We start from the raw sequence: 14,742 nt of genomic DNA on the forward strand, positions 1-14,742 counted from the left end.
GTGAGAGCTCAAAATCCTCGCCGAGCTCGATCGACCAGTTTGGGCTGATACCGTACGACCACGCCATTGACTGACTCCAACTTGAGTCGCGAGCAAGGACCGCACTGCTCGATGCCCGGCGTTGACGCCAAGAGAAAGCCATCGCCTCCAGCGTATAATTCAGAATCTTGTTGCGTGACGCCTGCTTGCGTACGTTGTCCAGCCCGATGTCCTCGCTCCGGCCGCTAGCTGAACTGGCTTCCCCTTGTTCGCGGTCGAGACGCATGTCCGGAAAGATAGCGGAAAACTTCGGGATGTCCTGCTGCCGCGAAATGGCATAACTCAGAGGAATTGAGAGGCCCCAATTGTAGGGCAGGAATCGGTCAAGGTTGGTGCGCAGGTTCGCGTTCAGGGTTGTCCCGAACCCACCGGTCTTCACTCCGGCCCCCTCGCTGAACCGTCTGAAATTCGGGTCAGAATAAGAGAACGACACACCGACACTTGCAAGGTCAGACAGACTTGCATTGGCCCGGGCTTGGAATCCGTATCCCGGGTCCTTGCGCGGCCCGGTCAGCCTCATATCGTCAAACCAGATACCGCCGCTGACAGTACCTCTTCCCCGCTTCTCAATGCCCAGTGCAGCGTAGCGGACGTCAGCCAACGATGGCATACCAACAAGCCGGTATCGGCCCTGTACCCAAGTATCACCCGGCTGTCCCAAGGAGTCCCGCATCAGCTTCAATATCGGAAACGAGTCAAGCTGCATGACGAACTCGTACCACTTGCCGTCCCGACCCGGCACTAACTCTCCCTCCGTGACTGGCGCACGGTACTCATAGTAGTTCACCGAGTCAGCACCAAGACGTACAAGAAAGGAAAGCCCGTTCCCGTCGTCGTGGACGTACAGTCGCATTTCCCGGTAGTCACGGTAGTCATCCCTCACAGCCGATGCTTTCTCGACAATAGCCTCCCGGTTGCCCGCAAGGTTGCGGTATCCGAACAGCAGCGCCGCCTCCTGTTCTACCCGGCCAAACGCGTCCTTCTTTGGTTCGTACGGCGGCACATAACTGGTATCGGTTTTCCGAGAAATCTGCGCCACCCAGACCCGCTCGCTCGTGTCCGGCACCGGTCGTTGGCGCTGGGGCACGCGGGCGGTGCTGGTGTCGCCACTCGGTGGCTCCGGGACTTCGCCTAGGCTGGCGATACGCGGATTGCGCCATCGGCTGCCCACAAACTGGACCGAGTAGAAGTCAATCGTATCCGGACTGTCGAAGCCGTCAAACCAGAGTCGAACCAGCCTGATATCCTCCCATTTCGGTGCCCCCACCACCTTGAACGCGGCCGTGTCCCGAAGCGACACGCGGTAGAGCTGCCAACCTCGGTACAGAGGGCTTGAATATCGCTCATCACCCAGGGGTATCGTACACTCAAAGTAGTGGTTGTAGCGTGAGAAACCGCTGCGGTCCAGATCTTCACTGTCCAGTCGGTGGTTACCCTCGGTGCCAGCCGGATTCTCGGTCGGTTCATAGTCATCATTGCCATCGTCCGCTGCGCCTGGATGCCAATCCCTGTCCGTGCCGAACACGGTGTCCAGCCCCAGGTCCTCAATACCCTCGTCCAGTACGCCATTGCCGTTCCTATCTTCGGTGTCCAGTAGGCCATTCAGCCCCACAATCTCGCCAGCCCGGTTACGCCGGGCCGCATCCTCATCAATGCTCATTCCCACGGTGACGTGAATGTTGCCTTTGCCGCGGCGGGACTTTAGCACCATCTCCAGGTTTTCGATATCTTTGAGGTTCATCCCAAGCTGTGACGGGCATGTCATTAACCCGGCCCAAGACGTCGTGACCCCGGTATCTGGTCTGAACACAACGCGTAAGAAGTCCTGAGTCTCGCTTCCTTCGTCACCCAGGTTGGGCCCGAACACACTATCCTTACGGATGCGCTCGGCTGGTGTGGACCAGTAGAGCGGGTCGCGGCAGAACTCAGACGAATCGCGGCCCACTGGCACCGAGGAGTGATACCACAGAATTGCATTGTTCCCGACGTCTCGGATAATGGTCGTACCTTCGAAATCGTCGAGATATGCGACCCCCCTGGTGTTAGGGTCAGGAAGAGATACTGCACCCTCGACCGCCGCCGAGAGGGTTGAGGGCGCCTGTGCCCGGATAAGAGGCAACCGGTCAACAACTGCGCTCACTTCGTCCGAGCTCGCGCTGTAGCTCGCATCGGTCTCGGCAATCATGCGGCGAAATGATTCCGAGCCAAGAACCGGCTTATCTTCCGGCACGCCCTCACTGCGGTAGAATACGCTCGTTCCGACCTTACCGTTCTGTGCAAAAGTCCACTCCGCACGCGTGCCCACAAGCGACTTCTGCGACAGAGAGAACCACGGCCGGTACTCAAATGTGACGTTGATGTCCGCTTCCGGCGGCAGCGGCCGCCGGAAGGTCAACGTACCGGTCGAATAGTTTATGTCATAGTCCGTCCCCCTGGTCCAGAGTTCACCGTTCACCCTGACCCGCTCCGAGTTCTCCTCGATGTCCGGCTGGCCCAAATAATAGGACTCGGTCGCACTCGAATACTGCACCACAAGGTAGTATTTCCTGCCTTCTTCCGGGCCGAGGATGCTCTTGCGGTAAAGAACCGAGTCTCGAACTGAGAGTCCGTCTGAGGCAAATGGTCTGACCAAAGGGAAGCGTATCAACCCGGTCTTAGAATCAAACTCCGGGTACTCTAGACGGCCGTCACCGTTCGGATCAAGACCAAGAAACTCCAAGAACCGTCGACCGTTGTTTGGTCCCGCAGTCTCATACTCGGTGTCCTCTCCCTCCGGGTTATCCCGGTATAGCCGCACGCTCGCCAATTGCACCTCGGTCCGGGGAAGGGCATACACATTTCTCATCTCGTAGTCCCAGGTCATAGAGAGCGAATCGGGTCGCTCCGGCTTAAGGAGCGAAAGCACCAACGAGTCGCGGTAGAACGAACCGCCGATGGTATCCTCATCGCTAAAGATGACCAGGCCGACAACGTCCTGCGGCCCCAAGGGCTGCGAAAACTCAAGCAGATTTCCCGGATGAATCACGTAGTCTGTGCCGATGGATTTCAGGTCAAAGTCGCCTCCATCCCGGTCCCAGCTCCAGTTGGCCGGCATTGACTCGGGATGATCCGGGAACACTGTAGCGATGGCCCGGAGCGCGGACTGATTATTTGACGGATTGTTGTCGTCCACGTACACACGCAGGTTTAGGAGCCGACCTGGTACATCAACATGGTAGAACCGCTGCGGAACGTATTCCCGGCCGAAGATGGTATCGAGCGAGACCTGACGCTTACCGGTAAAACTCTGTGACTGGGCTTGGGACTCCTCGCGCGAAGCAATTGCATACAGGTCAACCCCACCAAGCTTGCCTTGGGCTGAAACCCCGAACAGCCCCTTGTGTGCTGGCAAATCGCCAGTGTAAGCCGTGCCCGGAATCGCCAGTCTCGTATCACCCAGCTCGACCGACTGGACTACGTCGTCCTCAGTCCCCTTGTACTCGAGCTTGATCTTGTTCTTTGCCTCCTGACGCTCAGAGTCGTGGTCAATGCTGACCTTGGTCCGGTCTCCGACCGTGCCGTTGAGCCGTACCGCGAGTTGCTGTTCCATCTTGAGCTCGGGTAGCAGCCGCTGCGAGCCCGGAGTCTTGATGACCCCCTCGACTACTGTCTGTCGGCCGCCCAGAGTAATCCGGTCCTGACCGGAGATGTCAATCCGTGAGCCTTCACCGAATACCGGCAGTTTAGGCAACTCAATGTCAGGAATCAGACCCGATGCATCGAACGCAAGCTCCTTCTGCTTGCGGGTCTGACCGGCCCGCCGTCTCCAGCCTTCGCGTACTGACCTCTTGAGCTGATATCCGAGATACTCTTCAAGCGGTAGCACCTTCTCAATGGCAATGAAACGGTTCCCGCGCCACTGCTCAAGGAACACAAGGCCAAGCGTGTAGTCAACCCTGGGCCGGGTCTCGACCTTCTCGGTCAGCGAGAATGCCGAAGCAAACGTAACAAGAGCAGCGAAGAATATGCTAATAACAAGCCGACTGATTCTCCGTAACTGGCTGTAGCCACCTCGCCAGCAATGATCGGCATCTCCTGTACTTCTCATCTCATGCTTTGCGGCCCGGTTGCTCATGAATGGCTTTCAGTGCGCAGAGATGTTCTCACGGCAGCGGTGATCTCCGATTGGTTACCTAGATGCGCGCTCTCTCCAGGTTGCCGCGTCACTTCTGGCGCAAAGAACTCCCGAAAAGCGCTTGCCAAACCGGAGGACGATAACCCCTCGAGTTCCAGCAGCTTGCCCCGTGGGCCATGTTCCACGAATCTGTCAGGCAGTCCGAATCGCCGCACGCGCGTGTCCATGTCTGCTGCCTCAAGTAACCCTACAACCGCGCTACCAAATCCTCCAGCCAGCACGCCCTCTTCAACCGTCGCGATCCTGTCATGCTTCCGGCCCATATCAAGAATCAGGGTCCGGTCCAATGGTTTGACGAATCGAGCATTGACTACCTCAAGGTTCAACCCGGCTGTCCGACTCAGAACCTCGGCTGCGGCCAACACCGGACCAAGCATCGTCCCCAGCGCCAGCACGCATCCATCCAACCCCTGTCTCACAAGCTGACTCCTGCCCAGTTCGACGGGACTGTGAACCATAGACACCGGTTCAGGCAGTCCTGATCCGCCTCTTGGGTAGCGCACCGCGACCGGTCCACTACGGTAGCTCACCGCAAAATCGAGCATTGCCTCGAGCTCTGATTCGTCGCTCGGAGCCATAACAACGGTATCAGGAAGCATGCCAAGATAGCACAGGTCAAACATTCCGTGATGAGTTGGCCCGTCCTCACCTACAAGACCTGCCCGGTCAACCGCAAAAACCACGGGCAGGTGCTGAAGGCACACGTCCTGAATTATCTGGTCCAGCGCCCGGGCCAGAAACGTCGAATAGACTGCCACTACCGGCCGGAGTCCACCGATGGCTAGTCCGGCAGCGAATGTCACCGCGTGTTGCTCGCAGATTCCAACGTCGAAAAAACGGTTCGGAAACTTGTCCCGGAATTCCGTCAGACCAGTGCCCAGGCACATGCCCGCGGTTATAACAACAATCTGTTCGTCCTGCGCCGCCAACTCCACTATCTTTTTCCCGAATGTTTTCGTGAAACTCGGTCCAGAAGCCCCCTTGGGTTTCCCACTCAGCCGGTCAAAGGGCCCAATGCCATGGAACGTCTCCGGGTCTTTCATCGCCGGTCCGTACCCAAGGCCCTTCCTCGTCACTACATGAACCAGAACCGGCCCGTGCAGCTCTCGCACCCGCCGGAACGTACGCATCAGTTCACTCAGGTCATGACCGTCAACCGGCCCGATGTAACGAAAACCAAGTTCCTCGAACAGGAGGCTCGGCACGACCAGATTCTTGAGACCTTCTTCGATCTTTCTGGCGGCCAGCCTCGCCCGGCCACTGAGGTTCTCGGGCATGAGACCAAGGAGATTCCATACGTCAGCACGTATCCGGTTGTACATCCGACCCGTAATTATCCTGTTCAGGTATCCTGCCATCGCACCAGAGCTTCGGGCAATTGACATCTCATTATCATTCAGGACGACAATAAGGTCCTGCTTCAACTCACCTGCCTGATTCAGTGCCTCGAACGCCATCCCGGCTACGACCGAACCGTCGCCCACCACAGCAATCGAGCGTCCTGCCCTTCCGCGCAGTCGATCGCCGATTGCTGCACCCAGCGCCGCACCAATGGAATCGCCGGAGTGACCGCTGTCCAGCACGTCATAGTCGCTCTCGACGCGCTTTGGGAATCCAGCGATACCACGGTACTGTCGGAGTGTCGCAAACCGGTCCCTGCGACCAGTCACAATCTTATGCGTATAGCACTGATGCCCGACGTCCCAAAAAATCCTGTCCCTGGGCGTGTCAAATACGTAGTGTAGTGCCAGAGTGAGTTCGACTGTTCCCAGGTTAGGAGCGACATGGCCACCGTTCTCTGCGGTCGTTTCGATGATTAACTCACGGATTTCCTCGGCCAGAGTCTTGAGTTCGCCGACCGACATCCGCCTAAGGTCTTCGGGCGAGTTCACACTATCCAGCAGCTTGGCCATTATCTCTTTCGGTGCAGAACCAACCACGTAATCGCCCGAAGCCACGAAAAACGCGGGCCCAGCGAGTCAAACCGCCTTTCCGCTTCCCGAGCAAGGGCAAGAGCAAGCATTCGCGCACTACGGCGCTCCCTTTCCGATTCCCTTATGTCGTCCAAGAGGTCATCAGTCACCTGAAACAACCGTCCCAGTACCCGGCCTGCTTGTCTGAGCCTAGACACAAGAAGACCAGATGCACCCGCTACAATCGCACCAGCAACAAGCGACGCGGCCATGAACTCCGCCGTCTTGAGTGACGCAATGTGGATCAGATCGTACGCTCTAGACCTTCTCATCTTTCGTGACTCTTGAGTACTGGGACCGATACCAGGAACTCGCAACGAAACCACGTCCATCATCTGCCCTCCCGCCATCCCTGCAGGTCCGATAGCACGGGCAAGTTCGGCGGCAGCCGCCAGCCGACGGTCGGCTGGCGCTGTTCCGGTGACGAACAACTCGAATGCCCGCGCCAGCAGTGCGTCCGCGGCCAATATCGCGGTCGCTTCGTCAAATCGGCGGTGTAGACTCGGTCGGCCTCGCCGAAAATCGTCGTTGTCCATACTCGGCAGGTCATCATGCACAAGAGAGAACGCATGGATCATCTCGATACCACAGCAGAACGGCGCGACCCAATGTTCCTTACGACTTCGGGCTTTCTGAACCATTCGTCCGGGGCCCAGTTCAACCCCGTTTTCAAGTACTGCCCGGAAAGCCTCCAGCGCGAGAATCGGCCTGATGCGCTTACCCGGGCCGAGCACCGCATATCGCATTGCTTCAGCCAGACGCCGCGGGACTCTCGGCTCGAACGACAACGACTTTGCCAGCCAGCGGTTGACCAGTACCCGGTCCTGCTCCAGGGTACGAGTAACTGCACCCAAGGTTTCGACTTGAGCTATGCCCGGACTAATCCCTAGGTTCAAGTACGGTCCTTGGTATCTGTCCTGCTCCGCGCCTCCGCAGCGCGCACTACGTTAGCAAGCAGCATTGCAACCGTCATCGGCCCGACTCCGCCCGGCACCGGAGTAATCGCTGACGCCTTCGGTTCGACACTTGCAAAGTCCACGTCGCCGACCAGCTTCCCCTCAATACTATTCGTACCCGCGTCAATAACCACTACTCCTTCGCTCACCATGTCGCCAGTCACAAGCTGCGGCACGCCGGCCGCAACAACAAGAATCTCGGCGCTCCGACACAAAGCAGCCAGGTCGTGCGTCTTGGTGTGACAGACCGTCACAGTCGCATCCGCCTGCGCACCACGCAGAAGGAGCATATTGGCCAGCGGCTTACCAACAAGCTTGCCTCGGCCGACAATCACGACCCGTTTGCCAGGTATGCTTATGCCACTTCGGACAAGTAGCTCGACGATTCCGGAGGGCGTAGCCGGCGTGAACAGTGGCTTGCCGGACACCAGTCGGCCAAGACTCGTCGACGTCAGACCATCAGCGTCCTTTGTCGGGTCAACGTATTCGAGCAAGGCCGCATCGTCGAGACCACGGGGCAACGGCAACTGAACAATCATGCCGTCCAGCACCGGGTCCTGATTCCACTTCTCTACCTGCCTGCGCAACACATCGAAGGAAACGTCCTCTCCGAACCGGCTGGTCTCGACTTCGATACCAACCTTGGCGCATGCTCTCTCCTTGTTCCTGACATAAGTCTGAGATGGCACGAACCCACCAGTTAAGATAATGCCCAATTTCGGTACGATCCCCTGGTCGCGCAGCCGCCTGATTCGCACTGCAAGTTCGGCACTCACTTGGACTGCTATTGCCTTGCCGTCAATAATTCTTGCCATCAGGGTTCCTGTTACGGTCTTGACACCGTATCAAGCCTCACTCGGCTCTGGTGGCAACCGCGTTCGCCCGATACTTCAACTCCGCAATGAAGGGCGCTACCCTGCGCCCAGATTACCTTCGATGACGTGGCGCACAGCGCAAAAGAGTTAGCCGTACCCAGAATCGCGGGCGCCAGCGGCCTAGTTGGAGCAGACTGAGTCACAGAACAGTATGTGCTGCTGCGTCCTCCTTTTGTTTTATTAGATTTTTGCACAAGAACTGTTTGACGTCAAGCGGTTTGTTTGACCCTATACCTACTTTGTCTACTTTGTCAGCCCTATCGCTCCAACTGGTCCGGAGCTTCATAGTTCGGAGCCTCCTTGGTAATGACCAAGCTGTGGGGATGGCTCTCTCTCAGACCGGCGCCAGTCACCCGGATGAACCTCGCCTCACGTCGGAACTCACCTAGGGTCCGACAGCCGCACAGTCCCATGCTCGCCCGGAGTCCGCCTTCAAGCTGAAACAGAACTTCCCGCACACTGCCGCGGTAAGGTACCCGGCCAACGATGCCTTCAGGGACAAGCTTCTTCGCCCCTTCCTGAAAGTAGCGGTCGGCCGAGCCCTCCTTCATCGCATCTAGCGAACCCATGCCCCGGTATACCTTATAGCGCCGGCCTTCGAGCAGAACCTGCTCTCCTGGGCTTTCGTCCGTACCAGCAAGCAGATTGCCCATCATGACCGTGCTTGCGCCACCGGCCAGTGCCTTCGCCACATCGCCCGAGAAGCGAATCCCGCCATCGGCAATTACCGGTACCCCGCGCCGACTGAGCACCCGGCAGCAGTCAAGAATCGCCGTGAACTGCGGCACGCCCGCACCGGCAATGACGCGGGTGGTGCAGGTCGAACCTGGCCCGATGCCAACCTTGACCCCAGTTGCGCCGGCCCGAACACATGCAAGCGCACCATCAGCCGTTGCGACGTTACCGACTACCAGTTCAAGACCTGGGTACTTGCGCCTAAGCCGGCGTGCGGTTGCTAGTACGCGCGTCGAATGGCCGTGTGCGGTGTCTATCACGACTGCGTCAACCTCGGCCCGTACGAGGGCATCGGCCCGTGCAAGCGCATCCTGTCCTGCGCCGACCGCCGCGGCAACCCTGAGCCGACGTCGGTCGTCCACGGTTGCATTGGGATACTCGACGCGTTTGATTATGTCCTTGGTTGTAATCAGCCCGCGTAGCCTGCCTCGACGGTCAACAATCGGCAGTTTCTCAATCCGGTGTCGGCGCAGGATTCTGCGCGCCTCTTCCAGACTGGTACCAACGGGTGCGGTGACAAGTCCCTCCTTGGTCATCACCTGCCCCACTCTGCGTCTGGGGTCATCCTCAAACAACAGGTCGCGCCGTGTCAGGATGCCGACCAGGCGACCACCCGGAGCCACAACCGGCAGTCCGGAGATACCATGCTGCTGCATCAGGTCCTTCGCCTCGGCAATCGTCCGGTCCGGCTCGATGGCGATAGGGTCCGCAACCATGCTTGACTCTACCCGCTTGACCCTGGCAACCATCTCAGCCTGACGTTCAACCGGCATATTCTTGTGAATTACTCCTATCCCTCCCTGACGAGCCATGGCAATCGCCATCTCGGTCTCGGTCACAGTATCCATCGCCGCACTTACAAACGGAAGCCGCAGAACAATGCCCTGCGTAAAACGTGTACTGATGTCAATCTCGGCCGGCAGAACGCGGGACTTCTGCGGCACAAGCAGCACATCATCGAATGTCAGCGCCTCCTTGATGCTCATGCTTGCCTCCATCCAGAATCAGCACAACCTCCGACCATGACTGACTGAACCTCAGGTGGAACGGTGTCTTGGATGTTTGATACCAGACACCCTGTCCGCTAGCCCCGTTTCAAACTCTGCTCTCAGGTCACTCGGAACTTCCTGGCTTGCGTCGATCTGCTGGCAGCGCTGTGCGCCGGTGGTTGGAATCGCTTCCATGACGGATTGTAGATACAAGACCGGGTCTGTCAAGAACCGCTGAAACTAAGGAGAAGCATTTAGGGAATCGAGTCTGACGCCAAGTACACTGCATACCGACGGACTGTAACCCTCAAACCGCCCGACCTGTTGACCGAGCCGGTCGAGAAGCACCACAGTTGGTAGCACCGTGACGCCGAACCGACGAGCGACACTCATGCCTGGACTAACTGCAACTTCAACTCGGTCCCGGTTCAATAGCTTTGCGGGTTCCGTGTCGCATGAGACAGCCACTACTCTTGCTCGACCACCAAACAATGACAACGCATCAAGCATCGGCACACACGGCGAAGCCCACGAGGCAAAGAATAGTAGTAGAACTGGCTTGTCAGGCCGGGATGGAAACTCCAGATTCGTCCCGTCCGGTCGCCTAAGCTCCGAACTCCAGTCCCATGCCGAACTCGATCCGGAACCGCAGCCGCAAAACACCACAGCCGCGAACCATGCACTGGCCGACCAAAGTCTGAGCGCCGAACCCAGCATCATGTTGTGTGAACCAAATGTAGTTTAGAACTTCTCCCTGAGGGTCTTTAGGTACGACAGCTCGACTTTGAGATTCTCGGACTGTTCACCTGGTGGCTCTTTCTTTAGGAGTTCCTGATATAGCTTCTCGGCCCGGTCCAAAGCACCCCCACTGACGAATGATCGACCTGCCGCCATAGCTGCCTCCAGTGCCAAGGGCGACTTCGGATACCGGCGATACACTGATTCGTACCGTTCGGCCGCCTTCAAGGGGTTACCGAGTTCGGATTCGCAGTCCGCGATGCCAGCAAGTGCCGCCGGACTCAGTACCGGATTGTCCCTAGACTTGGCAAGAAACTGTTCAAACTCCCGCTTCGCTTCCTCATACTGTTGGGACTCAAAGTAGATCTGGCCGAGATAATAGTGCGCTTTGACGCCGACGTAGTCTCGGCTGAACCGACTTGCCACGGACTTGAAAGCTTCCTCGGCTTCCTGAAGCTGATTCTGGCTGTAGATACCAAGCGCTTCCGTGAACCGCAGCTGCGCCTCAGAATTATCACCCTTGCCACGATTCTGGAGCATAACGATCGCACCAACAATCACCACGACCACTACACCCGCAACCACCCAGAACCGCTGGCGATCACGATAGTACGCCGCTGTCACCTTTTCGACAAAGACCTGGAACTTGTCCTCCTTCAGGTCCTGCTTGGTAACTCTGTGTTTTCCCTTGAACCTCATCTCTTACCTTATGTCAGTTGTTAGGTCCTGATCGTCCATTCTCTGATTCTACCCCTGGAGCGATTCGAACGCTCGGCCTACGGTTTAGGAAACCGTCGCTCTATCCATCTGAGCTACAGGGGCACACGGTCGATTATAGACCTGCTCAATTGTAAGTCAAGCAGACTACACCGGGCCTACAACAACCAGGGTCCGAACTCAAACCCCAGGACCGGTCAGGCACGACACTCTTCCCCACATTGACTTGTACCGGGCTCGACATAGAATGTAATTATCTGCAGTACAGACACAACAAAGGAGGAAGCGCATGTACAAAGCAGTCGTCCTCGTCCTTGCACTCTCACTGCTGGCCTTGGCCGCCCCGGACCAGCCCCTCACCGCTCTTCCAGAAGAAACCCCGGTCGTAACCGGCCCCGCCCTGATGAACCCAGCCGAAACGGTAAGCCCTGTCGGTGACCACCGACCGGTCGTGGGCACAGTTGATACCATCGGCGGCTCGACCTATGACTGGTGGGCGAACGGCCCAGCTATCCGGATGCTGGTTAACTCCCCTGGCTACGGTATTCATGCTCTGTTCATGTATTCGGCTTCGACCTCGGGCACAACCTTCCCTGACCGTAACATGCGGTACAACTTCTACGACTATAACAACCGCAGCTGGAACTGGATTGACCCGGATTTCATGCAATCCGGCGTCAATACTTTCACCTACCGCACCGGGTACGGCTCGCTCGACGCGAGACCAAGCGATGGGGTTGCGGTGATTTCTGCACACCACTCGACGAGCACACTGGCTCCGGTTCTGGCCCGCGACATGGCGCCAGGCGCGGGCATCTTCGAGTATCTTCCCGGTGAACCCGCAATTGACAACTACGAGTGGCCCTGGGTATCGGTTGGTCACCAGGAATACTATCAGTTAGCGATGATTGACTATGCGACATCAGACCTGCTCTACTGGACCCGCTCGACCGACTACACCAATTGGGACTCGCCACTGGAAGTACCGCCACCCCAGCCTCACCCGTACTTCCCGACCCATCAGATTGCAACTTCCAAAGTATCAGGCTCACAGAAGGTCGTCATCACGTGGGTTAATACCGAAGCTCTCCCCTATCCCGGGTTCTACCGGCTGTCGAACGACGGTGGTACCACGTGGGAGCCACCGACTGACATACCGTGGCCTCCGGCCTATGGTGGTGACACTACTACTTCGTATCACATCACGTCAATATTCCCGATGTTTGACCGAAACGACCGGATGCATGTTGTTGCGAACGTAATGCCGGTTGTCGGTGGTACCGGTTACGTTATCCCGGCCCAACTGTGGCACTGGTGCCCAGACAACACCCCAAACTGGTCTCACATCACAACCGCAGGCTGTGATCCGGCCAATCTCGGTGCTGCTCTCGGCTACAATGCAATCTACGCGTGCCGGCCTTCTCTGGGCGAGGACCAGTATGGCAACCTGTTTGTCGCGTGGGAGCAATTCGATTCGGCGAACGTTGAACCGGGTCCGCCAGAGAGGCTGCGCGCCGATATCTTCTGGTCTAGCTCGACGGACAACGGTCAAACCTGGACCGAACCGACAAAACTCACCCAGCCGAGTACTGCCACTAACCGTTTCCCCTGCATCCTCGACTACATTGAGGACACAGTGATGGTATGCTACATCATTGACCAGCATGCTGGTTTCTCCATCTATCCCGAGGGGCCGGTTACCAACAACCCGGCGGTGGTGCACAAGTGGCCGAATCCGTACGCAGGCGGCATCCAGTCCGGACCCAAGGCAGAACCCTTCCGATTCACTGCGTGTCCCAGACCGAATCCGTTCAGCCTCGGCACAACCATACAGTACTTCGTACCGAGTACCGGCAAAGCGGCTATTGACATTTTTGACATCACTGGAAAGCCGATCCGGAGCCTCGTCTCTGGCCGCCGGGCTGTGGGACGCTACAGCGCAGTCTGGGACGGCGCGGACGATGCCGGGCAGAAAGTACCGGCCGGTGTATATCTTTGTCGGTACGTACTTGACCGGCATTCTTTGACCACCAAACTGACTTTGACAAACTGAGGTCGCACATCAGCACAGAAAGGCGCCCTCTTGGGCGCTTTTCTGTGCTCTTGCACTCTGGCCGTCCACTGGCTGACGGATCCGGACTGGACCATCCTGTTCTTGACAGAAGCGAGGTTTGCAATAGTCTTTGGCCGTGCCTCTACCCGGTTTCCTACGCAGTATCGCCGAACGTTTCACTAACGACGTAGCCATTGACCTTGGTACGTCTTCCACGCTGATTTACGTCAAGGGCCGTGGTATCGAACTGCGCGAACCGTCGATCGTCGCCGTTGATGAAAACACCCACGAAGTTGTCGCGGTCGGCACTGAGGCGAAACGCATGCTTGGTCGCACACCAACTGGCATCACCGCTGTGCGGCCGATGAAGGACGGCGTGATTGCCGATTTCGGTATGGTCGAAACGATGCTGCGTACTTTCATCGGTATGGTGCAACGACGCAAGCTGTTTGTCCGGCCGCGCATTATCGTCTGCGTGCCGTCCGGCATCACCGAGGTTGAGAAACGCGCGGTGCGCGACTCGGTCGAGGCAACCGGCGCACGTGAAGTCTATCTTGTCTCGGAACCGATTGCCGCAGCTATCGGGGTAGGTCTACCAGTTGACGCGCCGACCGGCAATATGATTATTGACATCGGCGGCGGCACAACCGAGATTGCGGTCGTGGCACTCTCCGGCGTAGTGACAGCCGCATCGTCGCGCACCGCGGGTGACGAAATGGACGAGGCCGTGGTGAACTACGTCAAGAAAAACTACAACCTGATTATCGGCGAACAGACTGCGGAGAACGTCAAGATTGCCATCGGGTCGGCCTATGCTACCGGTACCGAGGAAACAATGGAGGTCAAGGGTCGGGACCTTGTTTCTGGTATCCCGAAGACCATCAAGATAACCTCGACCAAGTTGCGCGAGTCGCTTGAAGAACCAGTTTCCTTAATTGTTGATGCGGTTCGGCTCGCACTGGAAAAGACCCCGCCCGAGCTTGCCGCAGATATCGTTGACCGCGGCATCCACATGTGCGGTGGCGGATCACTGCTACGCGGGCTTGACCTGCTCATCAAAGAAGAAACCAGCCTGCCGGTTTTTGTGGCCGAGAATGCGGTCGAGAGTGTCGTTCGCGGTGCCGGAAGAATACTAGAGGACATCCATCTGAACGAGAAACTGGTCACCCGGGCCAAGTAGTTTGCGTCGCAGAACATTCGGAACCTGGCAGGACCGGGCCGCTTGGCTCTTAGTCGCGACCGGAATTGTTCTGATGCTTCTGCCGACCCACGCCAAGTATAAGCTGTCCCTTCCCATTCAGACTGTGCTGCTTGCCCCACTCCGCGGTTTGACGCTGGCCTGCAAGCACTCCCGCCTTCTTGAAACGGAAAACCGACGTCTGGCCGTGGTTGCGGCCGACCTAGCGGTCGAAAATGCGCGGCTGCGCAGTTTGTTGGGACGGCTGGCTGACCCGCCAGCAAACCACTACAAGCTTGTCCGCTCGCCTGTTATC

10 protein-coding genes and 1 tRNA gene are annotated in these 14,742 nt (G+C 57.7%); 3 read left to right on the forward strand and 8 right to left on the reverse strand.

Going from position 1 to position 14,742, the window contains the following annotated elements; translation table 11 throughout:
• The 8 genes from ABIL25_08715 to ABIL25_08750 form a co-directional block, all read right to left on the reverse strand.
• The coding region (locus tag ABIL25_08715; GenBank protein ID MEO0082356.1) for a hypothetical protein at nt 1-4,126 on the reverse strand (4,126 nt) is incomplete at its 3' end.
• Nucleotides 4,127-4,149: 23 nt separating this feature from the next.
• Complete coding sequence (dxs, locus tag ABIL25_08720; GenBank protein MEO0082357.1) at nt 4,150-6,126, reverse strand: 1-deoxy-D-xylulose-5-phosphate synthase; 1,977 nt, start codon at nt 6,124-6,126, stop codon at nt 4,150-4,152.
• The gene (locus tag ABIL25_08725; GenBank protein ID MEO0082358.1) at nt 6,126-7,082 is read right to left on the reverse strand and encodes a polyprenyl synthetase family protein; all 957 of its coding nucleotides are present in this window, start codon (nt 7,080-7,082) and stop codon (nt 6,126-6,128) included. Before ABIL25_08725 ends, dxs begins: the two co-directional genes overlap by 1 nt.
• Complete coding sequence (locus ABIL25_08730; protein MEO0082359.1) at nt 7,079-7,957, reverse strand: bifunctional 5,10-methylenetetrahydrofolate dehydrogenase/5,10-methenyltetrahydrofolate cyclohydrolase; 879 nt, start codon at nt 7,955-7,957, stop codon at nt 7,079-7,081. The genes ABIL25_08725 and ABIL25_08730 overlap by 4 nt, the downstream gene beginning before the upstream one ends.
• 317 nt (nt 7,958-8,274) lie before the next feature.
• Nucleotides 8,275-9,738, reverse strand: coding sequence for an IMP dehydrogenase (gene guaB / locus ABIL25_08735; protein MEO0082360.1), 1,464 nt, complete (start codon nt 9,736-9,738; stop codon nt 8,275-8,277).
• A gap of 243 nt (nt 9,739-9,981) precedes the next feature.
• Nucleotides 9,982-10,404, reverse strand: coding sequence for a TlpA disulfide reductase family protein (locus ABIL25_08740; protein MEO0082361.1), 423 nt, complete (start codon nt 10,402-10,404; stop codon nt 9,982-9,984).
• Between the two features lie 78 nt (nt 10,405-10,482).
• A complete protein-coding gene (locus ABIL25_08745) occupies nt 10,483-11,178 on the reverse strand; it encodes a tetratricopeptide repeat protein (GenBank protein ID MEO0082362.1) in 696 nt (231 codons plus the stop codon).
• A 49-nt stretch (nt 11,179-11,227) separates the two neighbouring features.
• Nucleotides 11,228-11,301: transfer RNA gene (locus tag ABIL25_08750), tRNA-Arg, on the reverse strand.
• A gap of 184 nt (nt 11,302-11,485) precedes the next feature.
• Between ABIL25_08750 and ABIL25_08755 the strand changes: the two genes are divergently transcribed.
• The 3 genes from ABIL25_08755 to ABIL25_08765 form a co-directional block, all read left to right on the forward strand.
• The gene (locus ABIL25_08755; protein ID MEO0082363.1) at nt 11,486-13,249 is read left to right on the forward strand and encodes a FlgD immunoglobulin-like domain containing protein; all 1,764 of its coding nucleotides are present in this window, start codon (nt 11,486-11,488) and stop codon (nt 13,247-13,249) included.
• A gap of 136 nt (nt 13,250-13,385) precedes the next feature.
• Nucleotides 13,386-14,429 (forward strand): rod shape-determining protein, encoded by a 1,044-nt coding sequence (locus tag ABIL25_08760; protein MEO0082364.1) that lies wholly within the window; start codon nt 13,386-13,388, stop codon nt 14,427-14,429.
• Between the two features lies 1 nt (nt 14,430).
• Nucleotides 14,431-14,742: hypothetical protein (locus ABIL25_08765; GenBank protein ID MEO0082365.1), on the forward strand; the 312-nt coding region annotated here is incomplete at its 3' end.

This window comes from candidate division WOR-3 bacterium, from assembly GCA_039801365.1.
GTDB lineage: Bacteria > Hydrothermota > Tepidihabitantia > Tepidihabitantales > Tepidihabitantaceae > JBDRUN01.

What these genes read in the sequence shown, in the direction of transcription:
- dxs (MEO0082357.1), bottom strand. Translation starts at nt 6,126, where the DNA reads ATGGCCAAGCTGCTGGATAGTGTGAACTCGCCCGAAGACCTTAGGCGG.
- ABIL25_08730 (MEO0082359.1), bottom strand. Translation starts at nt 7,957, where the DNA reads ATGGCAAGAATTATTGACGGCAAGGCAATAGCAGTCCAAGTGAGTGCC.
- guaB (MEO0082360.1), bottom strand. Translation starts at nt 9,738, where the DNA reads ATGAGCATCAAGGAGGCGCTGACATTCGATGATGTGCTGCTTGTGCCG.
- ABIL25_08745 (MEO0082362.1), bottom strand. Translation starts at nt 11,178, where the DNA reads ATGAGGTTCAAGGGAAAACACAGAGTTACCAAGCAGGACCTGAAGGAG.
- ABIL25_08755 (MEO0082363.1), top strand. Translation starts at nt 11,486, where the DNA reads ATGTACAAAGCAGTCGTCCTCGTCCTTGCACTCTCACTGCTGGCCTTG.